Annotated in this window: 25 protein-coding genes; 14 read left to right on the forward strand and 11 right to left on the reverse strand. The window is 66.5% G+C overall.

The genetic code is table 11. From position 1 onward, the window contains the following. Positions 1-37: 37 nt before the first annotated feature. The 8 genes from IQ458_RS07755 to ykgO all read right to left on the reverse strand — a co-directional run bounded on the left by IQ458_RS07755 (position 38) and on the right by ykgO (position 6,895). The gene (locus IQ458_RS07755; RefSeq protein WP_425504656.1) at positions 38-1,282 is read right to left on the reverse strand and encodes a TraB/GumN family protein; all 1,245 of its coding nucleotides are present in this window, start codon (positions 1,280-1,282) and stop codon (positions 38-40) included. Positions 1,283-1,286: 4 nt separating this feature from the next. Continuing rightward, positions 1,287-1,817 carry a GNAT family N-acetyltransferase gene (locus IQ458_RS07760; RefSeq protein WP_183636774.1) on the reverse strand — a complete coding sequence of 177 codons (531 nt, stop codon included), beginning with the start codon at positions 1,815-1,817 and terminating at the stop codon, positions 1,287-1,289. Positions 1,818-1,829: 12 nt separating this feature from the next. After that, entirely contained in the window at positions 1,830-2,717 is an 888-nt protein-coding gene (locus tag IQ458_RS07765; protein ID WP_192198728.1) for a carbon-nitrogen hydrolase, read from the reverse strand. Between the two features lie 87 nt (positions 2,718-2,804). Beyond that, a complete protein-coding gene (locus IQ458_RS07770) occupies positions 2,805-4,094 on the reverse strand; it encodes an NTP/NDP exchange transporter (protein ID WP_203322437.1) in 1,290 nt (429 codons plus the stop codon). Between the two features lie 7 nt (positions 4,095-4,101). Beyond that, positions 4,102-5,073 (reverse strand): aldo/keto reductase, encoded by a 972-nt coding sequence (locus IQ458_RS07775; protein WP_203322438.1) that lies wholly within the window; start codon positions 5,071-5,073, stop codon positions 4,102-4,104. A 180-nt stretch (positions 5,074-5,253) separates the two neighbouring features. Then, on the reverse strand, positions 5,254-6,291 hold the full coding sequence (locus IQ458_RS07780; RefSeq protein WP_203322439.1) for an agmatine deiminase family protein: 1,038 nt from the start codon (positions 6,289-6,291) through the stop codon (positions 5,254-5,256). Between the two features lie 22 nt (positions 6,292-6,313). Next, positions 6,314-6,646, reverse strand: coding sequence for a hypothetical protein (locus IQ458_RS07785; RefSeq protein ID WP_203322440.1), 333 nt, complete (start codon positions 6,644-6,646; stop codon positions 6,314-6,316). Between the two features lie 123 nt (positions 6,647-6,769). Continuing rightward, complete coding sequence (ykgO, locus tag IQ458_RS07790; RefSeq protein WP_010342887.1) at positions 6,770-6,895, reverse strand: type B 50S ribosomal protein L36; 126 nt, start codon at positions 6,893-6,895, stop codon at positions 6,770-6,772. Between the two features lie 159 nt (positions 6,896-7,054). Here ykgO and cmk point away from each other — a divergent pair, with 159 nt between their 5' ends. From cmk to galU, 8 genes are all read left to right on the forward strand, one after another. After that, positions 7,055-7,723: a (d)CMP kinase gene (gene cmk, locus IQ458_RS07795; protein WP_192198725.1), complete on the forward strand. Its 669-nt coding sequence runs from the start codon at positions 7,055-7,057 to the stop codon at positions 7,721-7,723. A gap of 202 nt (positions 7,724-7,925) precedes the next feature. Then, positions 7,926-9,605, forward strand: a complete 1,680-nt coding sequence (gene rpsA, locus IQ458_RS07800) for a 30S ribosomal protein S1 (RefSeq protein WP_183636756.1) — start codon at positions 7,926-7,928, stop codon at positions 9,603-9,605. 95 nt (positions 9,606-9,700) lie between these two features. After that, positions 9,701-10,006: an integration host factor subunit beta gene (locus IQ458_RS07805; protein ID WP_141452670.1), complete on the forward strand. Its 306-nt coding sequence runs from the start codon at positions 9,701-9,703 to the stop codon at positions 10,004-10,006. A 121-nt stretch (positions 10,007-10,127) separates the two neighbouring features. Further along, on the forward strand, positions 10,128-10,412 hold the full coding sequence (locus IQ458_RS07810) for a LapA family protein (RefSeq protein ID WP_183636753.1): 285 nt from the start codon (positions 10,128-10,130) through the stop codon (positions 10,410-10,412). A 3-nt stretch (positions 10,413-10,415) separates the two neighbouring features. Continuing rightward, positions 10,416-11,594 carry a lipopolysaccharide assembly protein LapB gene (gene lapB, locus IQ458_RS07815; protein ID WP_183636750.1) on the forward strand — a complete coding sequence of 393 codons (1,179 nt, stop codon included), beginning with the start codon at positions 10,416-10,418 and terminating at the stop codon, positions 11,592-11,594. Further along, positions 11,594-12,565 carry an MraY family glycosyltransferase gene (locus tag IQ458_RS07820; protein WP_203322504.1) on the forward strand — a complete coding sequence of 324 codons (972 nt, stop codon included), beginning with the start codon at positions 11,594-11,596 and terminating at the stop codon, positions 12,563-12,565. The genes lapB and IQ458_RS07820 overlap by 1 nt, the downstream gene beginning before the upstream one ends. 17 nt (positions 12,566-12,582) lie before the next feature. Continuing rightward, a complete protein-coding gene (locus IQ458_RS07825) occupies positions 12,583-14,499 on the forward strand; it encodes a nucleoside-diphosphate sugar epimerase/dehydratase (RefSeq protein WP_203322441.1) in 1,917 nt (638 codons plus the stop codon). Continuing rightward, positions 14,496-15,395 carry a UTP--glucose-1-phosphate uridylyltransferase GalU gene (galU, locus tag IQ458_RS07830; RefSeq protein ID WP_183636744.1) on the forward strand — a complete coding sequence of 300 codons (900 nt, stop codon included), beginning with the start codon at positions 14,496-14,498 and terminating at the stop codon, positions 15,393-15,395. Before IQ458_RS07825 ends, galU begins: the two co-directional genes overlap by 4 nt. An 85-nt stretch (positions 15,396-15,480) precedes the next feature. Here galU and IQ458_RS07835 read toward each other — a convergent pair whose 3' ends face one another. The 3 genes from IQ458_RS07835 to IQ458_RS07845 form a co-directional block, all read right to left on the reverse strand. Then, a complete protein-coding gene (locus IQ458_RS07835) occupies positions 15,481-16,683 on the reverse strand; it encodes an acetyl-CoA C-acyltransferase (protein WP_183636741.1) in 1,203 nt (400 codons plus the stop codon). A gap of 138 nt (positions 16,684-16,821) precedes the next feature. Next, complete coding sequence (locus tag IQ458_RS07840; protein WP_203322442.1) at positions 16,822-19,194, reverse strand: 3-hydroxyacyl-CoA dehydrogenase/enoyl-CoA hydratase family protein; 2,373 nt, start codon at positions 19,192-19,194, stop codon at positions 16,822-16,824. A gap of 26 nt (positions 19,195-19,220) precedes the next feature. Further along, positions 19,221-19,853 carry a TetR/AcrR family transcriptional regulator gene (locus tag IQ458_RS07845; RefSeq protein ID WP_183636735.1) on the reverse strand — a complete coding sequence of 211 codons (633 nt, stop codon included), beginning with the start codon at positions 19,851-19,853 and terminating at the stop codon, positions 19,221-19,223. A gap of 216 nt (positions 19,854-20,069) precedes the next feature. On the opposite strand from IQ458_RS07845, the gene ndk reads away from it, so the two are divergent. From ndk to bamB, 6 genes are read left to right on the forward strand one after another with little or no spacing between them, the layout of a single operon-like run. After that, the gene (gene ndk, locus IQ458_RS07850; RefSeq protein WP_141452680.1) at positions 20,070-20,495 is read left to right on the forward strand and encodes a nucleoside-diphosphate kinase; all 426 of its coding nucleotides are present in this window, start codon (positions 20,070-20,072) and stop codon (positions 20,493-20,495) included. A 7-nt stretch (positions 20,496-20,502) separates the two neighbouring features. Beyond that, positions 20,503-21,729, forward strand: a complete 1,227-nt coding sequence (rlmN, locus tag IQ458_RS07855; RefSeq protein WP_192198719.1) for a dual-specificity RNA methyltransferase RlmN — start codon at positions 20,503-20,505, stop codon at positions 21,727-21,729. Beyond that, on the forward strand, positions 21,716-22,534 hold the full coding sequence (gene pilW / locus IQ458_RS07860; RefSeq protein WP_203322443.1) for a type IV pilus biogenesis/stability protein PilW: 819 nt from the start codon (positions 21,716-21,718) through the stop codon (positions 22,532-22,534). Before rlmN ends, pilW begins: the two co-directional genes overlap by 14 nt. Next, on the forward strand, positions 22,531-23,352 hold the full coding sequence (locus IQ458_RS07865; protein WP_203322444.1) for a helix-turn-helix domain-containing protein: 822 nt from the start codon (positions 22,531-22,533) through the stop codon (positions 23,350-23,352). The genes pilW and IQ458_RS07865 overlap by 4 nt, the downstream gene beginning before the upstream one ends. 60 nt (positions 23,353-23,412) lie before the next feature. After that, positions 23,413-24,048, forward strand: a complete 636-nt coding sequence (locus tag IQ458_RS07870) for a YfgM family protein (protein WP_203322445.1) — start codon at positions 23,413-23,415, stop codon at positions 24,046-24,048. Further along, positions 24,048-25,370, forward strand: a complete 1,323-nt coding sequence (bamB, locus tag IQ458_RS07875) for an outer membrane protein assembly factor BamB (RefSeq protein ID WP_235996664.1) — start codon at positions 24,048-24,050, stop codon at positions 25,368-25,370. Before IQ458_RS07870 ends, bamB begins: the two co-directional genes overlap by 1 nt. Positions 25,371-25,391: the final 21 nt, after the last annotated feature.

Raw genomic sequence — 25,391 nt, forward strand, 5'->3', positions numbered from 1 at the left:
GATCGAGCGGATCCGGAGCGGACAATCGGCAGCCGGATCAGCCGAACAGCTTGCCCAGCATGCGCAGCCCGCCGGTCCACACGCCGATGGCCGTTCCCAGGCTGGTCAGGAAGAAGTTGAGCAGCACCCGCGCCACCCGGTTGCGCCACCAGCCGCGCAGGGTCTGCACATCGTCGCGCAGCGCCATGAAATCCGCATAGGTCGGTTTGCGCAGGCTCGCCTCGACCAGGGCGCTCACGGTGCCGGACGCCAGCGCCGGATGCAGCGGGGTGAGCGGGGAGGCGACGAACGCGGCGGCGATGCTCAGGGGATGCCCCCCGGCGATGGCGCAGCCCAATGCGCCGAGGGCACCGGTCGCGAGCACCCATTGCACGATGAGATCCGAACCGACGTCCACGCCGCCCCGATAGAAACCCCAGGCGAAGCCACCCAGCACGAACGTGGTCAGCAGAATGGTGAACCAGGGAATGCTGCTCTTTTCGGGAATGTGCTCCAGCTCGGCGAGCGTGGCGGCCGGTTCATCGTTGTCCTCGCGCAGGTGCCGGGCCAGTCCGTGCAGATGGCCCGCGCCGACCACCGCCAGCATTTCGTGCGGCTTGTCGCCCTTGGTCTGTTGGCCGCCGGCCTGGCGCAGGCGCGTGGCCATGTAGCGATCCCGCTCGGCGATGACGGTTTCGTACAGCGCCGGATTGTCCTGGGCGAATTCGCCGAAGCTCGATTCGAGCATGTCACCCTGTTTCAGCTTCTCGATTTCGGCATCGCCGACTTCCTCGTCGGCGAACATGCCGGCCAGGATGCCGGCGCTGATCTTGGCGCGGCCCCACCAGCTCAGGCGATGCAGGGCGCGCTTGAAGGTCAGGCCGACCTCGCGATCGATCAGGTGCACCGGCAGCCCGCGTTCGCGCGCGTCTAGCGCGCCGGCCTTGAGTTCGGCACCGGGTTCCACGTCCAGTTGTTCCGCCAGCCGGCGCTGGTACGCGGCCAGGGCCAGGTTGGCGGCAAACAGGTGGGTCTTGCCTTCGCGCAGCACCTTGATGAGATCCAGCTTTGCCAGCGCGTCGGGATCCGTGAGCGATTGCAGACGGCCGGCGTCGAGTTCGACCGCCACGCTGTCGTAGGCGCCACTGGCGACCGCCGCGCGCACGGCGTCCACGCTGCTGCGCGAGACGTGCGCGGTGCCGAGCAGGGTGTAGCGGATGCCGTCGCGTTCGACGATCTGGTGCGGCTGACCGGCCAGCGGGTCGTGCGCGGCGGGAAGAGGGGACGGCGTAGGGTCGTTCATGGTGTCATTCATCGGAAGGGGCCGCGCCGTCACCCGCGCCGAGCGCGCGTTGCATCTGCACGGTATCGAGCCAGCGGCCGTGCTTGCGGCCCAGGCCCTGGAAGACGCCAACGGTGCGGAAGCCCAGCTTTTCATGCAGGGCGACCGAGGCGCCGTTGGCGGGTTCGCCGATCACCGCGATCATCTGCCGGAAGCCGCTGGCTTCGCAGGCGTCGATCAGGCGTTGCAGCAGCGCCTTGCCGACGCCCTGGCCCTGGTGCTCGGGAACGATGTAGACCGTGTCCTCCACGGTCCAGCGGTAGCCGATGCGGCTGCGATAGCTGCTGGCGTAGGCGTAGCCGGCGAAGCGGCCATCGCGTTCGGCGACGAAGTAGGGATAGCCCGCCGCCTGCACGGCGCGCATGCGTTGCGCCATTTCGGCCTCGTCGGGTACGTCGTATTCGTAGGTCGCCACGCGCTCGCGCACTTCCTCGGCGTACAGGGCGGCGATGGCCGGGATGTCGGCCTCGGTGGCGTCGCGGATGTGCAGGGGCAAGCGGGTGATGCCTCAGTCGATGTAGCGCTTGAGCAGATCGCCGTAGGCGTCGATGCGGCGGTCACGCAGGAACGGCCAGATCCGGCGCACGTGCTCGCTGCGTTCCATGTCCACTTCCACACTCAGGAGGGTGGCGTCGGTGCCGGCCTCGGCGAGGAACTCGCCCTGCGGACCCAGCACATGGCTGTTGCCCCAGAACTGGATGCCGGACGTGCCCAGCGGCGAGGGTTCGTGGCCGACGCGGTTGCAACTGAGCACCGGCAGGCCGTTGGCGACCGCATGGCCGCGATGGCTCAGTACCCACGCATCGCGCTGGCGATTCTTTTCTTCCTGCGTGTCGTCAGGATCCCAGCCAATCGCGGTCGGGTACAGCAACAGCTCGGCGCCGGCCAGCGCCATCAGGCGCGCGGCTTCCGGGTACCACTGGTCCCAGCACACCAGCACGCCCAAGCGACCGACCGAAGTGTCGATCGGCTTGAAGCCGATGTCGCCGGGAGTGAAATAGAACTTCTCGTAGAAGCCCGGATCATCCGGGATGTGCATCTTGCGGTACTTGCCCGCGATGCTGCCGTCCTTCTCGAACACCACCGCAGTGTTGTGGTACAGGCCGGTGGCGCGGCGCTCGAACAGCGAACTCACCAGCACCACGTTGTGTTGCTTCGCCAGGCGGCTCAGGCGTTCGGTGCTGGGGCCGGGAATCGGTTCGGCCAGGTCGAACTCGCCGACCGACTCGTGCTGGCAGAAGTATGGGCCGTTGTGCAGTTCCTGCAGCAGCACCAGGCGCGCGCCGCGGCGGGCGGCCTCGGCCACGCGTTCCTCGATCACCGACAGGTTGGCGTCGGCATCGCCGTGGTTCTTTTCCTGGATCAGGGCGACGGGCAGGGAGGTCTTGCGGGTCATGGCGGGGGCGGTGTTGAGCGGACGCGCATGGTAACGCGGATGGCCCGGCCCCGGGCCGACCGCGGGTGAACGGCGGGCGCGGCGCCGTCAGGCGCCGGCCTGCTCGCGACGGCGCTGGGCGCGCCCCAGCCAGGCGCCGTTGCCGGCCCAGACCAGGGCGATGCCGGCGCCGATGAACATCGCCAGCGCGGGGTGCTCCGCGACCAGATCCAGCATCCGCTTCACCCAGCCGCTGAGCGCGTCGGCACCGCGATAGACCACGGTGTCGATGAAGTTCTTGGCCTTGTACTTGTCCTCGGCGCCGACCACGGTGTACAGCATCTCGCGGCCCGGCCGCACCAGCGCGTATTCGCCCGCGCGGCGCACCACCATCACCACCGCGAACACCGCGAAGGTGGGCGCCAGCGCCAGCCACAGGAAACCGGCGGCGGTGATCAGCGGTACCAGTACCAGCAGGATGCCCACGCCGAGCCGGCGCGCGATCTGCCCGGTGATGAAGATCTGGGTCAGGATCGCCAAGCTCTGCACGATGGTGTCGATCAAGCCGAACACCTGGGTCTGGCGGGTGCGGTCGGGGAATACCTCAGCGACCAGCCGCGCCTGTTCGAAGTACAGGAAGGTGCTGACGCTGGCCAGCAGCAGCACGAACAGGGCGATGCCCAGCAGGTAAGGCGAGCGGAACACCGCCGTCGCGCCCGCGAACGGATTTCCGCCCAGCGGGTGGCTGCGGGTGGCGCCATCCTGGATCGGAAGCGGATGCGCGTCGCGCCAGCGCTGCAGCCAGTTGGCGGCGGCGATGCTGCCGGCCAGGAACAGCGCGGACAGCAGCACCAGCCCGGCATGCCCCAGCGGCGCGACCAGCAGGGTGCCGAGGATGGGGCCGAACAGGCCGCCGAGACTGGCGCCGCCCGCCATCAACGCGAACAGCCGCTTGGCCTGCGCCACCACGAACAGGTCCGCCAGCACGCTCCAGGCCAGCGAAATGGTCAGCAGGTTGAACACCGACAGCCAGATGTAGAACGTGCGCGCGATCCAGACGTTCTCCGGCTGCCAGGCGAACAGCGCGGCGAAAACCAGCAGGTTCAGCACGAAGAAGCCGAAGGTCCATGGCAGGATATGCCGCCGCCGTACCCGCGCCGCCACCCAGCCGAACAGCGGCATCGCCGCCAGGGTCGCCACGAAGGTGCCGGTGAACAGCCATTGCAGGTTGTCCACGCCGCCGGCCACGCCCATCGTCTCGCGCACGGGACGCAGCATGAAGTAGCCGGTGAACAGCAGGAAGAACAGCGCCAGTCCCGCGACGACCGCGGCGGTCTCGCGGGGTTCGACGTTGAACAGGCGGGCGATCAGGTTGGGGCGCGGCGAGGCGTCGCTCATCGGGTACTCAGGCGAATTGGGCGATCAGCGACTGGCGCTGGGTGGCATCGAGATCCGCGCCGACGCCGGCGCGCAGGTTGTCACTCTGCCGATCGGGCTTGCCGGTGGCGGGAATCACCACCGTCACCGCAGGATGGCTCAGCGCGAATTTCAGGAACGCCTGCGCCCAACTGGTGATGCCGGCCTCGGCCGCCCAGCCGGGGAGCGGCTTGTCCTTCACCTGCGCGAACAAGCGGCCATCCTCGAACGCGCGGTTGATCATCACGCCCACACCAAGGTCCTGCGCCAGCGGCAGCACCCGTTTCTCCGCACCGCGCGAAACGACCGAATAGTTGATCTGCAGGAAGTCGGGTTTCTCCGCCTGGACGATGTCGGCCAGTTCGTCCTGCGCGCGCTCGACGTAGTGGGTGACGCCGACGTAGCGCACCTTGCCCTGCTGCTTGAGTTCGCGCGCGAGCGCCAGTTGCGCCTTCAGATCCCCGAGGTTGTGGACCTGCAGCAGCTCGACCTTGTCGGTCCGCAGGCGGCGCAGGCTGTCGTTGAACTGAGCGAGGCCTTCCTCGCGTCCGGTGACGCCGGAGAGTTTGGTCGCCAGCCAGGCCTTCGGTCGCAGGCCCTGTTCGGCCAGCAGGGGACCGAGCACATCCTCGGCGGTACCGTAGGTCGGCGCGGTGTCGATGACGCTGGCGCCGGCGGCGAAGAAGCGTTTCAGCACCTCGCGCAGCGGATCCTGTTCCGCGGCGCTGGCGCCGACTTCGAAACTGCCGGAGGTGCCCATGCCGATGACGGGAATGCGCTCCTGCGTGTGTGGAATCAGCCGGGTATTGATCGGTCCGGGCAGCGCGGTGCTGGCTGCCGACGGCGTCTTGCCCGGCGCGCTCTGGGCCATCCCGGCCTCGGCGGTGTCACGGCAGGCCGCGAGGCCAAGACCCGCGGCGGCCGCGGCGGTGGAAGCAAGGAACTGGCGTCGTGTGTACACCGTGGACTCCTCCGCGCTGGGCAAGAGAGCGTTATCAGTGATTGGTGTCACGCATGTGTAAACGAAGCGTTCAATGCCGCCCCAACCAAAGACCTAGTCGCGATGTTTCGACCTGAAATGTGAAACGGGGCGGATTCCTGCGAATCCGCCCCGTTCGTTTCGAACTGCCGAGTCCGCCACTCAGACCGCGGAGAGCAGGCCCTGTGGCAACTGCATGGTGATGCAGTGGAGACTGCCGTTCTGCCAGATCAGCGCCCGGCATGGCACCTGCACGATTTCGCGACCGGGATAGGCCGCCGCCAGAACTTCCGCCGCCTTGGCGTCGGCCGGGTCGCCATAGGCCGGCATCAGCACCGCGCCATTGAGAATCAGGTAGTTCGCGTACGAGGCGGCCAGGCGGCGACCGTTGTCCAGGACCGGTTGCGCCCAGGGCAGCGGGAACGGGCGGTAGGGTTCGCCGGTGCGGGTGCTCAGGGCGGCGATGTCGGCCGCCATCGCCTGGAGTTCGGCGAAGTGCGAGTCGGCCGGATCGTCGCAGGCCTGGAACACGATGGCGTCGCCAGGCGCGAAGCGGGCGAGGGTATCGACGTGGGCGTCGGTGTCGTCGCCTTCCAGGTAGCCATGGTCCAGCCACAGCACCCGATCCTGTTTCAGCCAACCGCCCAGCCGCGCGGTCAGCTCCTCGCGGCTGGCCTGCGGATGACGCTCGTGCAGGCATTGCCACGTGGTCAGCAACGTGCCCTCGCCATCGGTTTCGATGGCGCCACCTTCCAATGCAAAATCAATGCTTTGGACGAAATAGTTGTGAAACAGGTTCATGCCGGACAGCTCGCCGACCAGGCGGTCGTCGCGGCTGGCCTCGAACTTGCCGCCCCAGCCGGTGAAGCGGAAGTCGAGCAGCTTGAAGCGGCCACCGTCGTGCAGGCTGATCGGGCCGGAGTCGCGCAGCCAGGTGTCGTCGTACTCCGCCGGCACGAAGCGAACCCGGTCCATGTCCACCCGCGCCGAGCGCAGCCGGGCTTCCGCATAGATCTGCAGATCATCGTCGGCGACGCAGATCACCACGTCCTGGAAGCGGGTGATGGCCGCCACCAGCGCCACGTAGGTTTCCTCGACCTCGCCCAGGCGTTCGGCCCAGTCGGTGTCGGCATGCGGCCAGGCAATCAGGATCGCGGACTGGGGTTCCCACTCGGCGGGAAAACGGAAAGCGTCGGTCATCGTACCAATCGGTCAGTGCGGGTCAGCGGATGGGGGGCTTGGGCCCGATTTCTTCCGGGCCGGCCTGGTTGGCGACCACGTCGATCACGCGGTCGCGTTCGAAATACACGGTGAAGGCGGGGTAGACCCAGCGATGGATCGTGGGCCATTGCCGCTTCTGGCCGCCGCGCGGTTCCAGCTTCTGCTGCGGTTCGCCGAAGCGCGCCTGCACCTGGGTGCTGGTCCAGCCGCGCACCGGCGCCGCCTGGGCGGCGGTTTCCTGCACGCGGTCAACCAGCAGGGTGTCGGCGGCGAAGGCGTTGGTGGCCAGGCCCAGCAGCACGTACATCGGGATGACGAGGACGCGATGGTTCATGGCGGATTTCCCCCGGAAAGAGGCGGCCTTTATAGCAAAAGCGGCGCAACAAAAAACCGCCCGAAGGCGGTTTTCCGGGAGTTCCGCGCAGGCTCGACCGGAAGGTCGCCCGCGGCCGGAAACTCAGCGCTGGCGCGCCTTGAAACGCGGATTGGACTTGCAGATCACGAAGACCTTACCGCGGCGGCGGACCACCTTGCAGTCGCGGTGACGGGCCTTCGCCGACTTCAGGGAGGACAGGACCTTCATGATGAAACCTCGGCGTAAAAGAATATGGGGCGAAACGAAGCCCGCTATTCTAAATGCATTTCCCCAGCAACATCAAGTGGTTGCCGGACGAGACGGGAAAACGGCCGGCGCGGCCCGCGGGCGGCGCGGCATAATAGTGTGAAAACCACAGGATTCCCCATGTCCGAGAGCATTCCCGTCCTCACCATCGATGGCCCGTCCGGGGCCGGCAAGGGCACGGTCAGCCGCATCGTCGCCGACCGCCTGGGCTGGCATTACCTGGATTCCGGCGCGTTGTACCGGGCGGTCGGGGTGGCGGCGAGCTGGGCGGACCTGGACATTTCCGACCCCGCGGCGCTGGTCCGCTGCACCTTCGATACCCGGGTCCGCTTCCAGGATGGCCCGCAGGGCCTGCGGGTCATCGTCGACGACGTGGACGCCACCGAGGAACTGCGGCTGGAAACCACCGGGGCGCTGGCCTCGGCCATCGCCGCGATCCCCGAGGTCCGCTCGGCCCTGAAGGAGCGCCAGCGGGCTTTCCGGCAGCTTCCGGGCCTGGTGGCCGACGGTCGTGACATGGGTACCGTCATCTTCCCGGACGCCCCCTACAAGGTGTTCCTGACCGCCAGCGCCGAGGAAAGGGCGGAAAGGCGCTATAAGCAGTTGAAAGACAAAGGGGTTTCGGTTACCTTAGACGGTCTGCTACGCGAGATTCTCGCCCGCGACGCCCGTGACGCACAGCGCACGGTGGCGCCCCTGCGGCCGGCCGACGACGCCGTCCACATCGACACCACCGGCCTGGGCATCGACGAAGTCGTGGCGCGCGTGCTGGCCATCGTGAGTCGTTGATCGCAATTCATCGCGGCGACTTCCGGTTCAAGGCACGCCGCGGAATCCACTGGCAGAAACGAGCCCGTTCTCCGGTGCCTTGCACCGGGGCGACGGTTTTTCCACTTCAACTACACACGGCACTTTCCTACGTGCCGAAAGGGTGGACGGGGGAACGCCGCGAGGCGCGCACCCGTCCGTGTGTCCAACCGAGTAATCAACAATGACCGAATCATTTGCCGAACTGTTTGAACAGAGCCAGACCCAACTGGCCAAGCTGAAGCCGGGCGCCATCGTCACCGGCGTCGTCGTGGAAGTCCGCAACGACGTGGTGGTGATCAACGCCGGCCTGAAGTCCGAAGGCATCGTGCCGATCGAACAGTTCCGGAACGACGCCGGCGAAATCGACGTGGGCGTGGGCGACGAAGTGAAAGTGGCCCTCGACTCGATCGAGAACGGCTTCGGCGAAACCGTCCTGTCGCGCGAGAAGGCCAAGCGCGCCATGGTGTGGGACGAGCTGGAGCAGGCGCTGGAGAAGAACGAAACCATCACCGGCCGCATCAGCGGCAAGGTCAAGGGTGGTTTCACCGTCGACATCAAGGACGTCCGCGCGTTCCTGCCGGGCTCGCTGGTCGACGTCCGTCCGGTCCGCGACCCGGGCTACCTGGAAGGCAAGGAGCTGGAGTTCAAGCTCATCAAGCTGGACCGCAAGCGCAACAATGTGGTCGTCTCCCGCCGCGCGGTGGTCGAGAGCGAGCATTCGGAAGAGCGCGAGCAGCTGATGGACAAGCTGCAGGAAGGCGTGGTGCTGAAGGGTGTGGTCAAGAACCTCACCGACTACGGCGCGTTCGTCGACCTGGGTGGCATCGACGGCCTGCTGCACATCACCGACATGGCGTGGAAGCGCGTGCGTCATCCGTCCGAAGTGGTCGAAGTCGGCCAGGAACTGGACGTCCGCGTGCTCAAGTACGACCGTGAGCGCAACCGCGTCTCGCTGGGCCTGAAGCAGCTGGGCGAGGATCCGTGGGACAACATCGCCCGCCGTTATCCGGCCAACAGCCGGGTGTTCGGCAAGGTCTCCAACGTCACCGATTACGGCGCGTTCGTCGAGATCGAGCCGGGCGTGGAAGGCCTGGTGCACGTGTCCGAGATGGACTGGACCAACAAGAACGTCAACCCGTCCAAGGTCGTGCAGGTCGGCGACGAAGTCGAAGTGATGGTGCTGGACGTGGACGAAGAGCGTCGCCGCATCTCGCTGGGCATGAAGCAGGTCGCCGCCAATCCGTGGGAAACCTTCGCGGCTACCCACAAGAAGAACGACAAGGTGTCCGGCCAGATCAAGTCGATCACCGACTTCGGCATCTTCATCGGCCTGGACGGCGGCATCGACGGCCTGGTCCACCTGTCCGACATCAGCTGGAACACCACCGGCGAAGACATCGTGCGCAACTTCAAGAAGGGCGACACGCTGGAAGCCGTGGTGCTGGCCGTTGACCCGGAGCGCGAGCGCATCAGCCTGGGCGTCAAGCAGCTGGAGCAGGATCCGTTCGGCCAGTACATGGCGGCGCATCCGAAGGGCTCGAAGGTCGAGGGTGTGGTGAAGGAAGTCGACGCCAAGGGCGCCGTGATCGAACTGGCCGACGGCATCGAAGGCTACGTGTCGGCTCGCGACATCGCCAACGAGCGCATCGACGACGCCAGCCAGCACCTGAAGGTCGGCGACAAGATCGAAGCCAAGTTCATCGGCATGGATCGCAAGGGCCGCACCCTGCAGCTGTCGATCAAGGCGAAGGACGAAGCCGAAATGCGCGAAGTGCTGGAGGAATACCAGTCCGCGTCGGGCGGCACCACCACGCTGGGCGCGCTGCTGCGTGCACAGCTGGACGGCAACAAGTCCGAGTAAGCCAAGCAAGTCCGTTGTAAGCAACACGAGCTTCCGGCCGGCCCGGGTCAATGACCCGGGCCGGTGCGGAACGTACCCGCCCGAAAGCCTGCGCGATGACCAAATCCGAACTCATCGAAATCCTGACCCGCCGCCAGCCGCACCTCAAGGCCGAAGACGTCGACCTGGCCGTGAAGGCGTTGCTGGAAATGATGGCCGGGGCGCTGGCGCAGGGCGATCGCATCGAAATCCGCGGGTTCGGCAGCTTCTCGCTGCACTACCGCCCGCCGCGCATGGGCCGCAACCCCAAGACCGGTGATTCGGTCGCCCTTCCGGCCAAGCATGTTCCCCACTTCAAGCCGGGCAAGGAGCTGCGCGAACGCGTCAGCGACGTCACCCCGGTGGAAGAAAGCGCGGACTGATTTTCAGGTTTTCGACGGCGTCTGGCAGGACCGGCGCGGGACGCCGGCCTCACGCCCGGCTGCGCACGGAGCCGGCGCTCGGCTAAGCTAGCCCCGACTGGCAAGCGCAGGGAGTCGCCCGATGAGTACCATCCGCCTGGTTGTCGCACTGGTTTTTCTCGCCGCCGGTCTGGTGATCGGTGTGCTCAACACCCAGCCAATCGTGCTGAAACTGCTGTTCACCGAAATTCCGACCTCGTCCGGTGTCGCGATCATCCTCTCGCTGCTGTTCGGCGTGCTCATCGGCGGCCTGATCGTCATGGCCACCATGGTGCTGCCGCTCTATGCGCGCCTGCGCAAGGCGAACAAGGTCCAGGCCTCCGCCGCTTCCTCCTCCATCCCGCCAACTCCTGGCATGGGTCCCTGATCGATGGAATTCCTCAACGAGTGGTTCTGGTTCTTCCTGTTCCTGCCGCTGGCCGCGCTGAGCGGCTGGATCATCGGCCGGCGCGGCGGCCAGCGCCATGGCGACACCCAGGTCAGCCGCCTGTCCAGCACCTATTTCCGGGGCCTGAACTACCTGCTCAACGAACAGCCCGACAAGGCTATCGAGCTGTTCCTGCACATCGCCGAGCTGGACAAGGAAACCTTTGAAACCCAGGTCGCGCTGGGGCACCTGTTCCGCCGCCGCGGCGAAGTGGACCGGGCGATCCGCCTTCACCAGGGACTCGTGCAGCGTCCGGACCTGAGCGACCAGCAGAAGGTCCAGGCATTGCTCGCGCTGGGCGAGGACTACATGCGCTCGGGGCTGCTGGACCGGGCCGAGACCGTGTTCACCGACCTGGCCCGCATCGACCAGCGCGCGCCGCAGGCCCTCAAGCATTTGATCGGCATCTACCAGGCCGAGCGCGATTGGGAAAAGGCCATCGACAACGCGATGCGCTACGAGGAAGTGACCGGCGAGGCGATGGGCAAGCTGGTCGCGCAGTTCGAGTGCGAACTGGCCGAGCGTCACCGCACCGCCAACGATGTCACCGCGGCGCGCGCGGCGATTGCCCGTGCCTACCAGGCCGACGCCGGCTGCGTGCGCGCGGGCATCCTGGAGGGGCGGCTGGAATCGGATGCCGGCAATCACGAGGCCGCCATCCGCGCCTACGAGCGTGCCGCGCGCCACGATCCCGACTATCTGCCCGAGGTGCTGCCCGGGTTGCTTGCCAACTATGAGAAGGTGGGCGATCTCTCCGGTGCGCGGACGTTCCTGTCGGAAATGAGCGAGCACTACCGCGGCATCGCGCCGGTGCTGGCCCTCACCAAGCTGGTGGAAGGACAGGATGGCGTCGCCGCCGCGCGCGCCTACCTGGCGAGGCAGCTCAAGGATCGACCCTCGGTGCGGGGTGAGGCGGCCCTCATCGACCTGACCCTGGCCGAAGGCGCCGACCCGTCCGCGACCCTGCACGATCTCAAGCACATCACCGACCAGTTGCTGGTCCGCAATCCCAGCTACCGCTGCACCCGCTGCGGATTCGGCGCACGCACGCATCACTGGCAATGTCCCAGCTGCAAGGAATGGGGCAGCATCAAGCCTTTGCTGAACTACGCCGTCGTCTGATGCCCGGATTCATCCCCTGGCTGATGCTGCACTTCGTGGTGGCGGCGGCAGGTACCTGGCTGGCGCGCCGCTACGCGCTCCATCGCCGCCTGGTCGATCAGCCCGGCGAGCGCCGGAGCCATTCGATTGCCACGCCGCGAGGGGGCGGGATCGCCATTGTCGTGGCGCTGCTGCTGGCCGCGGCCGTGCTCGGCTGGCGGACGCCGGGGGAGCGCGAACTGTTCGCCGCGTTCGGAATCGGACTGGCGCTGGTTGCCGGCGTGGGCTGGTGGGACGACCACCGTCCGCTGCCGGCGTCCTGGCGGTTGCTGGCCCATCTGATCGCTGCCCTCGTGTTCGCCACCGCCCTGCATCGCCAGGGGGCGCCGGCATGGCAGGTACTGTTGGCCATCATCGCCATTGTCAGCCTGGTCAACGTCTGGAATTTCATGGACGGGATAGACGGCCTGGCCGCCAGCCAGGCGTTGATCGCCGGCCTGGCGGGCGCGTTCTTCCTGCCGGGCCCCTGGTCCTGGCTGGCGGCGGCCCTGTTCGCGGCATGTTGCGGTTTTCTGCCGTTCAACTTCCCCCGCGCCCGGATTTTCCTGGGAGATGTCGGCAGCGGAGCACTGGGATTCGCACTGGCGGCGCTCTTGAGCGTCGCCTCAAAGAATGCGGCAACGCCGCCAATGCTCTTGTTGCTGCCGCTGGCCGCGTTCCTTGTCGACGCCGGCTTCACGCTCGCTACGCGCATCCTTAACGGCGAGCGCTGGTGGACGCCTCATGTCACGCATGTCTACCAGCGCGCCGCCCGACGTTACGGTCATGTGGCCGTAACCGCGCTCTATGGCCTGTTCAGTGGTGTTACGCTCTTGTTAATGTGGATGCTGTCTAATGCCGGGGCCGGGGCCGGGTCCGGGCTCATTGCCTTGGTTGCTTGGTACGCATTCGCGCTTGCGCTCTGGGGATGGTCGCGCAAGGGATTGGCATAGGGTCAGGGAGGAGTTGCATGCAATCTTGGCGGGACCGGACGACGGCATTCCTACCGCGCCTGCTGGTGGCGACCCATGATTTGTTCATGGTGTGGCTGTGCTGGCAACTGCTGCACTTCGTGCGCTACGCCATGCTGCCCCAGTCGCCGGGTTATCCCCTCTGGTCGAACGAAATCGCCATCGTGGTCGCTGGCCAGGGGCTGGTGTTCTGGTGGATGGGTCTCTATCGGGGGCTGTGGCGCTTCGCCAGCCTGCCGGATCTCTGGAACATCGTGAAGGCGAGCGGCCTGGGCTTCCTGGCCATCGTCGTCGGACTGTTCTTCTACAACCGCTTCGGCTCCCTGCCACGGGCGGTGCTGGCGTTCTATCCGTTCGCGCTGGTGGCTTTCCTGGGCTTGCCGCGCCTGCTGTATCGGGCCTGGAAGGACCTGCAGACCAGCCGGCTGCATGAGAATGCATCGCGCGTGCTCGTCCTTGGCGCAGGCCGGGCGGGCGAGGCGCTGGTCCGGGAACTGCGCAGGACCGGCGTCTACCAGCCGATCGGCTTCCTGGACGACGCGGTCAAGCTGCACGGCTCCAAGCTGTTGGGGGTGCCCGTGCTGGGCAGCCTGGACCAGGCCGCCAGCGTCGCCCGCGAGAGCGCGGCGCGGATGCTGGTCATCGCGATGCCGTCGCTGGATGCGCCGAGCATGCAGCGGGTTGTCGCCATTTGTGAAAGTACCGGCCTGCCGTTCCGCATGGTGCCGAGGCTGATCAATGTCCTCGAGGGACATGCCATGCCGGGCGACCTCAAGGAGGTGGCCATCGAGGACCTGCTGGGCCGGAAATCGGTGACTCCGGACTGGAAGCTGATCCGTGGCTGGCTGGGGGGTCGGACCGTCCTGGTGACGGGCGCCGGCGGTTCGATCGGCTCCGAACTGTGCCGGCAATGCGCGCGCCATGGTGCCCAGCGCATCGCCCTGCTCGAAATCGACGAACTGGCCCTGATCACCATCCAGGCCGATCTGCGACGGGCGTTTCCGGATCTGGAGGTCCTTCCCGTGCTGGGCAACTGCGGAGATCCCGCGGTTGTCGAACACGCGCTGGCGCTGGCCGAGCCGGATGCGGTCTTCCACGCCGCGGCCTACAAGCAGGTGCCGCTGCTGGAACAGCATCTGCGCGAAGCGGTAGGCAACAACGTGCTGGCCACCGATATGGTGGCCAAGGCCTGCCGTCGCAGCGGGGTAGGGACGTTCGTCCTGATCTCCACCGACAAGGCGGTGGATCCGGTCAACGTGCTGGGGGCGACCAAGCGGCTCGCCGAGATGGTTTGCCAGGCCACGGACGATGGCCATGCCAGCGGGACCCGGTTCGTCACCGTCCGCTTCGGCAACGTGCTGGATTCCGCCGGCAGCGTGGTTCCCCTGTTCCGCGAGCAGATCCGCAAGGGTGGGCCGGTGACGGTGACCGACCCGGAAGTGACCCGTTACTTCATGACGATTCCGGAGGCCAGCCAGTTGATCCTGCAGGCGGCCGCCGGCGCGGCGCATGCCGCCATCTATACGCTGGACATGGGCGAGGCCGTGCCCATCCGGCTGCTGGCCGAGCAGATGATCCGGTTGGCGGGCAAGCAGCCGGGCCGCGACATCGCCATCGTCTATACCGGCCTGCGTCCGGGCGAGAAGCTGCACGAGAACCTCTTCCACGCGGACGAGGCCTACCGGCCGACCTCCCATTCCAAGATCATGCAGGCCGAGGCGCGCACCGTGTCGGCCGATTTCATCGAACTGGCGTTGCAGCGCCTGCGGGCCGCCTATGGCCGCTACGATGTCGACGAGATGCAGGAGATCCTGCGCATCGCGGTACCCGAGTTCTCGCCGCTTGAACAATCTCTTGAACCCGCTTCGGCTACCATCGTGACCTTCCCCGCTCGAGAAGCCCGCAGGACCCGATGACCGGACGCATCCGCAAGGCCGTATTTCCCGTTGCAGGCCTGGGAACCCGTTTTCTTCCCGCCACCAAGACCGTTCCCAAGGAAATGCTGCCGATCATTGATCGGCCGCTGATCCAGTACGCCGTCGATGAAGCTATCGAAGCGGGCTGCGACACCCTGATCTTCGTCACCAACCGCTACAAGCACGCGGTGGCCGACTACTTCGACAAGGCTTACGAACTGGAGCAGAAGCTGGAGCGTGCCGGCAAGCACGAGCAGCTCGAACTGGTCCGGAATGTGCTGCCCGAGGGCGTGCGCGCCGTATTCGTCACCCAGGCCGAAGCATTGGGACTTGGCCACGCGGTGCTGTGCGCCAAGCCCATCGTGGGCAACGAACCATTCGCGGTCCTGCTGCCCGACGACCTCATCTGGAACCGGGGCGCGGGCGCGCTGAAACAGATGGCCGATGCCGCCGAGGCGACCGGCGCCAGCATGATTGCGGTGCAGGACGTGGCCCGCGAACAGACCGGCAGCTATGGCATCGTCGCCACGGATGCGTTCTCGGGCCGATCCGGCCGGATCAACGCCATCGTCGAAAAGCCCAAGCCCGAGGTCGCACCGAGCACGCTGGCGGTGGTGGGGCGCTACGTTCTTGATGGCGGGATTTTCGACCTGCTGGAGAACACCACGCCGGGAGCCGGCGGGGAAATCCAGCTGACCGACGCCATCGCGACCCTGCTCGCGCAGAAGCCGGTCCATGCCTACCGTTTCCAGGGCACGCGCTTCGACTGCGGTACCCACATCGGCCTCATCGAGGCCACCATCCGCTATGCGCTGGATCATGAAAAGCTGAGCGATGCGGCGCGCAGCATGATGCAGGATGCGCTGAGCGAACTGGGCGTGACCGATCTGGAGTAGGGCGCGGGTGGACGCCTGAAACACGGACAAAAGAATGGCGCCTGATGGCGCCATTCCTCTTTTCGGCAGTAGCGGAGCCGGGGCGTCAGAGCGACTCGAAGATGCCGGCGGCGCCCATGCCGGTGCCGATGCACATCGTTACCATGCCGTACTTCTGCTGGCGACGGCGCAGGCCATGGACGATGGTGGCCGTGCGGACGGCACCGGTCGCGCCCAGCGGATGACCCAGCGCGATGGCGCCGCCCAGCGGGTTGATCTTGGCCGGGTCGAGTTCACTGTCGCGGATGACCGCAAGCGCCTGCGCGGCGAAGGCTTCATTGAGCTCGATCCAGTCCAGTTGATCCTTGCTCAGGCCGGCCTGCTTCAGCGCCTTCGGAATCGCGGCGATCGGGCCGATACCCATCACTTCCGGACGCACGCCGGCAACCGAGAAGCTGACGAAGCGCGCCAGCGGCGTCAGCCCGTAGTCCTTGATCGCCTGTTCGGAAGCGAGCAGCACCGCGCCGGCGCCATCGCTCATCTGCGAGGAGTTGCCGGCGGTCACGCTGCCGCCGAACTGGCCGTTGCGGAACACCGGGCGCAGCTTGGCCAGGCCTTCCAGCGAGGTGTCCGCGCGCGGGCCCTCGTCGTTCTCGACCAGCAGCTTCTTCAGCCGAATGGTGTTGCCCGCCAGATCCGGCAGGTGCGAAAGGACCTCATAGGGCGAGATCTCGCTCTTGAATTCGCCCGCGGCGATGGCCGCCAGCGCTTTCTGGTGGGAGGCGAGGGCGAAGGCATCCTGTTCTTCGCGCGAGACCTTCCATTCCTCCGCGACCTTCTCCGCGGTGATGCCCATGCCATAGGCGATGGCGACGTGGTCGTCCTTGAACACCGACGGCGACAGCGCGACCTTGTTGCCCATCATCGGCACCATCGACATCGACTCGGTGCCGCCTGCCAGCATCAGGTCGGCGTTGCCCAGCCGGATCTGGTCGGCGGCCATCGCCACTGCCTGCAGGCCGGACGAGCAGAAACGGTTGATGGTCTGCGCGGCGATGGTGTTGGGGAGGCCGGCCAGCAGCACGCCGATGCGGGCCACGTTCATGCCTTGCTCGCCTTCCGGCATCGCGCAGCCGATGATGGCGTCATCAATGCGGTTGACGTCGATGCCCGGCGCCTGCGCGATGACCGACTTCAGCACATGCGCGAGCATGTCGTCGGGACGGGTATTGCGGAACACGCCCTTGGGTGCCTTGCCGACCGGGGTGCGGGTGGCGGCGACGATGTAGGCGTCCTGGATTTGCTTCATGGCTTTCTCCGAGAGCCGGGATTGGGGATTCGGGATTGGGGATTCGTAACGCCCCGTGCCCGGCCTTCCCGGCGATGATGGAATTTCGAAGGGAAGGGAATCCGCTTTGCACGAATCCCCAATCCCGAATCACGAATCTCAGTTCCTAAGCGGCTTGCCGGTCTTCAGCATGTGCGCGATGCGGGCTTGGGTCTTTTCCTGCTGGGCCAGTTCGACGAAATGCTTGCGCTCAAGCGCCAGCAGCCATTCCTCGTCGACCAGCGCGCCGCGATCCACTTCGCCGCCGCACAGCACGGTGGCGATGCGGGTGGCGATTTCATAGTCGTATTCGCTGATGAAACGGCCTTCCAGCATGTTGACCAGCAGCATCTTGAACGTGGCGATGCCGACGTCGCCGGCGACCTGGATGCGGCGTGCCGGCAGCGGCGGACGATAGCCGCTCTCGGCCAGTGCCAGCACCTGCTGCTTGGCGATATGCAACTGCTCGTAGGCGTTGAACACGACAAGGTCGTTCGCCCGCATGAGGCCCAGTTCCTTGGCTTCGACGGCTGAAGCCGAGACCTTGGCCATGGCCACCGTCTCGAACGTGCGCTTGAGTTCGGCGAACACGTCTCCGCCCGGTCCGGCCGCCTGCGAGGCGCGTACCGCGATTTCCTTCAGGCCGCCGCCGGCAGGCAGCAGGCCCACGCCCGCTTCGACCAGGCCGATGTAGCTTTCCAGTGTAGCCACGGTGCGGGCGCTGTGCATCTGGAACTCGCAGCCACCGCCCAGCGCCAGGCCGCGCACCGCGGCCACGACCGGCACCAGCGAGTACTTGATGCGCTGGCTGGTGGCCTGGAAGTTGGCGACCATGGCCTCGAACTCGGCAATCTTCCCGGCCTGCAGGGCGCCGAGCGCTCCGGCCAGATCGGCACCGGCGGAGAAAGGCTCCTTCGGTTGCCAGATCACCAGGCCCTTGAACTTCTGCTCGGCGATGGCCACGGCCTGCTGCACGCCTTCCAGCACGGCATCGGACACGGTGTTCATCTTGGTCTTGAAGCTGACCACGCCCACGCCGTCGCCATCGGTCCACAGGCGCACGCCGTCGTTCTCGAACACCGTCTCGCCCCTCGGGAAGGATTCGCCCAGCAGCGGGTCCGGGAAGCGCTGGCGGCGATACACCGGCAGCGCCGAACGCGGCAGTTTGGCGTTGCGCGCCGGGCTGTAGCTGCCGTCGGCGGCATGCACGCCTTCGCGACCATCGAATACCCAGTCCGGCAGCGGCGCATTGCTCATGCTCTTGCCGGCAACGATGTCGTCGGCGATCCACTGGGCGACCTGCTTCCAGCCGGCGGCCTGCCAGGTCTCGAACGGACCCAGCGACCAGCCGTAGCCCCAGCGGATGGCCAGGTCGACGTCGCGTGCGGTTTCGGCGATGTCGGCCAGGTGGAAGGCGCTGTAATGGAACAGGTCGCGGAACACGGCCCACAGGAACTGTGCCTGCGGATGCTGGCTCTCGCGCAAGCGGGCGAACTTCTCGGCCGGGTTCTTCAGCTTGAGGATCTCGACCACCTCCGGTGCCGCGGCACGGTCGGCGGGACGGTAGTCCTGCTTTTGCAGATCCAGCACCACGATGTCCTTGCCGACCTTGCGGAAGATGCCGGCCCCGGCCTTCTGGCCGAGCGCGCCCTTGGCGATCAGCGCATCCAGCCATGCCGGCGACTTGAAGTAGGCGTGCCAGGGATCCTCGGGGAGGGTATCGGCCATGGTCTTGATGACGTGGGCCATCGTGTCCAGGCCGACCACATCGGAGGTCCGGTAGGTGGCCGACTTGGGGCGACCGACGAGCGGCCCGGTCAGGCCGTCGACTTCATCGAAGCCCAGGCCGAACTGCTGGGTGTGGTGGATGGTGGCCAGGATCGAGAACACGCCGATGCGGTTGCCGATGAAGTTCGGGGTGTCCTTGGCGTAGACCACGCCCTTGCCCAGGGTGGTGGTCAGGAAGGTTTCCAGGCCTTCCAGCACGGTGCCGTCGGTGGTCCTGGCCGGGATCAGTTCGGCCAGGTGCATGTAGCGCGGCGGGTTGAAGAAATGCACGCCGCAGAAACGATGGCGAAGTTGTTCCGGCAGTACTTCGGCCAGCTTGTTGATGCCCAGGCCCGAGGTGTTGCTCGCCAGCACCGTGTGCTCGGCGACGAACGGGGCGATTTTCTTGTAGAGGTCCTGCTTCCAGTCCATCCGTTCGGCGATGGCCTCGATGATCAGGTCGCAGTCCTTCAGCTGGTCCAGCCCGGTATCGTAATTGGCCGGGCTGATCGCCTCGGCCAGCGTCTTGCTGGCGAGCGGGGCGGGGCTCAGCTTGCCCAGGTTGGCGATGGCCTTGAGGACAACACCGTCGGGGTGGCCTTCCTTCGCGGCCAGGTCGAACAGCACCGTATCGACGCCGGCGTTGGTCAGGTGGGCGGCGATCTGCGCGCCCATCACGCCGGCACCAAGCACGGCCGCCTTGCGCACAAGCAATGGATTGGACATTTCGGGAATCCTTGGATGTCAGGGGGTTATTTGACGTGGTCGGCGCGCAGGCCGGCCTCGGCGAAACGGATGAGTTCGCGGGCGGCCCGCTCACGGTGCACCGCCTCGGTGACACCATGGGGACGCTTGATGAGCCCGAAGTCCGCCATGGCATAGGTCAGCGCGCCGGACAGGAAATCCAGCCGCCAGTACAGCTCTTCCTTGCTCAGGCCGGGCACGCAGCCGGCGATGGCCTTGCCGAACTCGCGCAGGACATGGCCATAGTGGTCTGACAGGAACTTGCGCAGGCCGTCGTTCTTCTCGGCATAGGCGCGGGCGATGACCCGGACGAAGGCTCCGCCGCCGTGGCGGTCCTGGGCCAGGGCCAGGGCGGGCTCGACGAACGCGGCCAGGATCGGCTCCAGTTCGCCGGGATGCTGCTCCAGGGCGGCCCGAAGCTGGCCCAGCCGCTGGCCGCTCATTTCGTCCATGCGTCGCCGGAAGACCTCGTTGACAAGGTTTTCCTTGGAGCCGAAGTGGTAGTTGACGGCGGCGATGTTGACGTCGGCCCGGCTGGTCACCTGCCGCAGGGAGGTGCCGGCAAAGCCGAACTGGGCGAACAGTTCCTCGGCGGCGCCGAGGATGCGCTCCTTGGTGGAGAAGTGGGGGGTGTTGCCCATGCGGTCGGTCCTGCTAATCAAACGCTTGTTTGATTGTCCATCCGCTCACGTATGGTTGTCATGCTGCCTTGCAGCAATCCGGTCTCCGGCCAGGTGCGCAATTGCGGCCAATACGTTAGAATCTCGCTCCGCAATTCAGGCTAAGCCCGTGTTTCGACGCGGGTTTTTTCATGTTAACCTTGGGCCGAAAGTGGCCCGCCCAACGGAGAAATCCCCATGGCGCTGGAGCGCACCCTGTCGATCGTCAAGCCCGATGCCGTTGCCAAGAACGTCGTCGGCGAAATCTATGCCCGTTTCGAAAAGGCCGGTCTCAAGATCGTCGCCGCGAAGATGAAGCACCTGTCGCGTCGCGAGGCCGAAGGTTTCTATGCCGTGCACCGCGAGCGTCCGTTCTTCAACGCGCTGGTCGAATTCATGATCTCCGGTCCGGTCGCCATCCAGGTGCTGGAAGGCGAGAACGCGGTGCTCAAGCATCGCGAGATCCTCGGCGCCACCAATCCGAAGGAAGCCGCGCCGGGTACCATCCGCGCCGACTTCGCCGACTCCATCGACGCCAATGCGGCGCACGGTTCGGATTCGGTCGAGAACGCGAACATCGAGATCGCGTACTTCTTCGCCGCCACCGAAGTGTTCTCGCGCTGAGCCAGCGATGAGCAGCCACGAACTCGCGCCGATTGAACTGAAGCTGGCCGCGGATGCGCAGCCGGCGGTGAGCGGCGCGGGCGTGTCTGCGAAACAGAACCTGCTGGACCTCGATCGGGACGGCATGGAGCGTTTCTTCGTCGAACAACTCGGCGAGCAGAAGTTCCGCGCCCACCAGGTGATGAAGTGGATTCATCACCGCTACGTCACCGATTTCGAGCAGATGACCGATCTCGGCAAGAACCTGCGCGCGAAGCTGCAGGAACATGCCGAGGTCGTCGTCCCCGGCATCGTGTTCGACAAGCCCTCCGCCGACGGCACCCACAAATGGCTGCTGGGCATGGGCGTTGACGGCAAGAATGCCGTCGAAACGGTCTACATCCCGGACAAGAACCGCGGCACGTTGTGCGTGTCCTCGCAGGTGGGCTGTGGCCTCAACTGCACGTTCTGCTCCACCGCGACCCAGGGGTTCAACCGCAACCTGACCACCGCCGAGATCATCGGCCAGGTCTGGATTACCGCGCGCCACCTGGGCAACGTGCCGGCGCAGAACCGTCGCCTCACCAACGTGGTGATGATGGGCATGGGCGAGCCCCTGCTCAATTTCGACAACGTCGTGCGTGCGATGAACATCATGCGCGACGATCTGGGCTACGGCCTGGCCAGCAAGCGCGTGACCCTGTCGACGTCCGGACTGGTGCCGATGATCGATCGGCTTTCGACCGAAACCGACGTCTCGCTCGCGGTCTCGCTGCATGCGCCCAACGATGCGCTGCGCGAGCAGTTGGTGCCGCTCAACCGTAAGTATCCGATCGCTGAATTGATGGCGTCGTGCGCGCGCTACCTGCGGGCCAACAAGAAGCGCGACTCGGTGACCTTCGAGTACACGCTGATGAAGGGCGTCAACGATCAGCCCGAGCATGCGCGCCAGCTCGCCCAGTTGATGCGCAAGTTCAGCAACGCGACCCAGCTCAAGGATGCGGGCAAGGTCAACCTGATTCCGTTCAACCCCTTCCCGGGCACGCGCTACGAGCGTTCGGGCGAGGAAGACATCCGCGCCTTCCAGAAGCTGTTGCTGGACGCGCATGTATTGACCATGGTCCGGCGGACCCGCGGCGACGACATCGATGCGGCCTGCGGACAGCTGAAGGGGCAGGTGATGGATCGCACCCGTCGCCAGGCCGAGTTCCGCCGCCAGTTGCAGGAACAGGGCATCGGTGATGCGGCGGCATAAGCCCTGGCTGCTGCTGCTGGCCGTGGTGCTGGTGGCGACCGGCTGCAGCCGGCTGACCTTCATAAGACCCAAGATGGAACGCAAGGACGGCGAGCAGATCGCGCCGACCTACCAGGTCAGCGACAGCGCCGAGACCAAGCGCCGGATGGAAGTCGAACGTGCCCTGGCCCTGGCGACCCAGCGGCTGCAGGCCGGCGACCTCGATGTCGCCGAGCGCGGCGCCCGGGCCGCGATGAAGGCCGATCCCCAGTCCGCCGACGCGCAGACCATCCTGGCCGTCGTGGCCGAGCAGCGCGGCCAGGCCAAGGCTGCGGGCGAGCATTACCGGCGGGCCACCGAACTGGCACCGGGGCGGGGCGCCGAGCAGAACAACTACGGTGCCTGGCTCTGCTCGAACGGCTATCCGGCCGAATCGCTGGTGTGGTTTGACCGCGCACTGCAGGACAGCGAGTACGAGACTCCGGCCGCGGTGCTCGCCAACGCCGGCGGTTGCGCCGACAAGGCGGGGCAGCGCGAGCGGGCCGAGCGCGATCTGCGTCAGGCGCTGGCGCTGGATCCGCGCAATGCCTTCGGGCTGCTTTCCATGGCCGAACACGAGTACCGCGCCGGGCGTTATTTCGAAGCCCGGGCGTTCGTCGAACGCAGGCTGGCGGCTGCACCCGCCAGCGCCGACGTGCTAAAACTTGCATCACAAATCGAAGAAAGACTCGGCGACAGGACTGCTGCCGGTCGATATGTTCAGCAACTTCGGGCGGAGTTCCCCGACGCGTCAGACGCTCAAACTGGGGGAAAGGCAGAACAATGACGGGTTCCAACTCGATTGATACGCAGCGCCTGCAGGGCTGCGGCGCGTTCCTGCGGGATGCGCGCGAGAAGGCGGGTCTCAGCCTGCAGGACGTGGGGAATCGGCTGAAGATGCCGCTCAAGGTGCTGCAGGCCCTGGAAGGGGAACAGTGGTCGCAGCTCGGGGCACCGGTGTTCGTCCGCGGGCAACTGCGCAGCTATGCGCGGTTGCTGAAGGTCGACATCGATCCCTTCCTGGCGCAGGCCGACCTGGAAACCGTCCGTCCGGCGGAACTGGTGAGCCACAGCTACACGCCCAAGGCGCAGCGCCTGTTCGAAAGCGCCAAGCGGCGGGCCGTGTACGTGGTCATCACCGCGGTCATCGCCACGCCGGTATGGATGGCGACCCGGCCGCACCTGGGTGGCAACGGCGGCCAGACCACCGCATCGCTGGACGTGATCCCGCAGAAACCGGCCGCCACGGGGACCGCGGGTGGTACCGCGGCGCCCGCGCAGCGTCCGGCCGCGACGCCTTACGTGGCGTCGTTGACGCCACCCATCAGCCGGGCACCGGAGGCAGCGCTCAGCCTGGTGTTCAAGGGCGACAGCTGGGTCCAGATCGTCGCTCCGGATGGCAGCGGCATCGAGCAGGCCCTGCTGAAAGCCGGGGACCAGCGCAGCTATCCAGCCGGCCAGGTCGGGCGGATTGTCCTGGGCAACGCGGCGGCGGTCGAGGTTCAGCAAGCCGGTAGTACGGTGGACCTGACGCCGTACCGGCGCGCGAATGTCGCGCGCTTTACGGTATCCTCTGACGGTTCCCTCGCACCGGTCGCCGACTGACCCGAGCGCGGGTTTGTCCAACCAAAATCAAGACCCCGCTCGGACGGGGCGAGAGTACGCATGGCGATTGATGATCTGCTCGACGAGCACGAACAGGGCGAACGCGTCCGCAGTTGGCTGAGGGACAATGGCGCCGGATTGATTGGTGGCGTCGCGCTGGGACTGGCGGTGATTTTCGGCGGCCAGTGGTGGCAGAAGAACCGCCAGCAGCAGGACGAGCAGGCCAACCTGAATTACGAGAAGGCGATCGACGGCATTGCCGCCAACGATCTGAAGAAGGCCGAAGCGGCGGTCGCCTCGCTGGGCGGCAAGGACGGGGTCTATGGCGACCTGGCCGCGCTGCAGCTGGCCAAGGCCCAGGTGGACGCCGGACAACGCGATGCCGCCATCACCACGTTGCGGGCGATCCAGGCCGATTCCTCCCTTCATGCCATTGTCCAGCAGCGGCTGGCGCGACTGCTGGTGGACGCCGGCAAGCACGATGAGGCCTTGAAGCTGCTGGCCGATGCCAAGGATTCGACCAGCCTGGAGATCCGTGGCGACGCGCTGATGGCCGGCGGCAAGCAGGCCGAGGCGCGCGATGCCTATACCAAGGCGCTGACCAGTCTCGACGTGGCCTCGCCGCAGCGCCGCCTGGTGGAACTGAAACTGACCGACGCGGGCGGCACTCCGCCGAAGACCGGAGAGTCTGCATGATGGCGAGGAACGCAACGGGCAAGCGGTTGCTGGCGGTGGCGGCACTGGTGCTGGTCCTGTCGGGCTGCAGCACCATCAAGGGCTGGTTCGGCGGAAACAAGAAGGACGAGAAGCCGACCGAGCCGGCCGAACTGGTCGAGTTCACCCCGTCGGTGGAAGTGACCAAGGTCTGGAGCGCCAACGTGGGCAAGGGCGAGGATCGCTTGGGCCTGCAGCAGGCACCCGTGGTCGCCGATGGCCGGGTATATGCGGCCGCCGTCGAAGGCGGCGTGCGTGCGCTCGACCTGCAGACCGGCAAGGAAGTCTGGCATTTCAAGCCGGAGAAGACCCGGGCCGGCGATGCCGCCCAGCCCGATCAGGTCGCCGAGGAACCGGCGCAGGGCGAAGAGGAAACCAAGGCCGCCAAGCGCGCCCGCAAGGAAGCCGCCAAGCTGGCCAAGAAGGCGGCCAAGCGCAAGATCGAATGGCGCTTCTCCGGCGGTCCCGGCGCGGGCGACGGACTGGTCGTGATCGGCACGCTGGACGGCCGCGTGATCGCGCTGGACGCCAGCAACGGCACCGAGAAGTGGCGCGCCAAGGTGCCCAACGAGGTCATCACGGCACCGGCGATCGGCCAGGGCTATGTGCTGGTGCGCACCAATGACGGCCGGGTGAGCGCGTTCGACGCCGCCAGCGGCGAACGCCGCTGGTTCTGGACCAGCGAACTGCCCAGCCTGACCGTGCGTGGCAATGCGCCGGTGACGCTGGGGCCGGGCGTGGTGTTCGTCGGCAACGACGACGGCACGGTCGCGGCGCTGTCGCTGCGTGATGGTCGCCAGGTCTGGAGCCAGACCGTGGGCAGCCCGGATGGTCGCAGCGAGCTGGATCGCATGGCGGACGTCGACGGTCCGCCGGTACTGGACGGCACCACCCTGTTCGCCACCAGCTACAAGAAGGAAACCGTCGCCATCGAGGGTCCCAGCGGGCGGCCGCTGTGGCAGCGTGACAACGGTGGCCCGGGTGGCCTGGGCGTGACCAGCAGCCATGTCGTGGTCGCCGATCAGGGCGGCACGGTGTGGGGCCTGGACCGCTACAGCGGCAACGCCACCTGGTCCAACCCGAAAATGCTCCGTCGCTCGCTGACCGCGCCGTCGATTCATGGCGACTTTGCGGTGGTGGGTGATTTCGACGGCTACGTGCATTGGCTGAAGCTCGACAATGGCGAGGAAGCCGCGCGCGCGCGCGCCGGCGGCAAGGCCATCCGCGCCAAGCCGGTGGTGGCCGACGGCATCCTGCTCATCCAGAACGTCGAGGGCGAGCTGACCGCGTTCCGCTTCAAGTAAGCCCCAGCGCGGTGCCGAACC

Origin of the sequence: Pseudoxanthomonas beigongshangi (assembly GCF_016820515.1) — a bacterium.
Classification (GTDB): Bacteria; Pseudomonadota; Gammaproteobacteria; order Xanthomonadales; family Xanthomonadaceae; genus Pseudoxanthomonas_A; species Pseudoxanthomonas_A beigongshangi.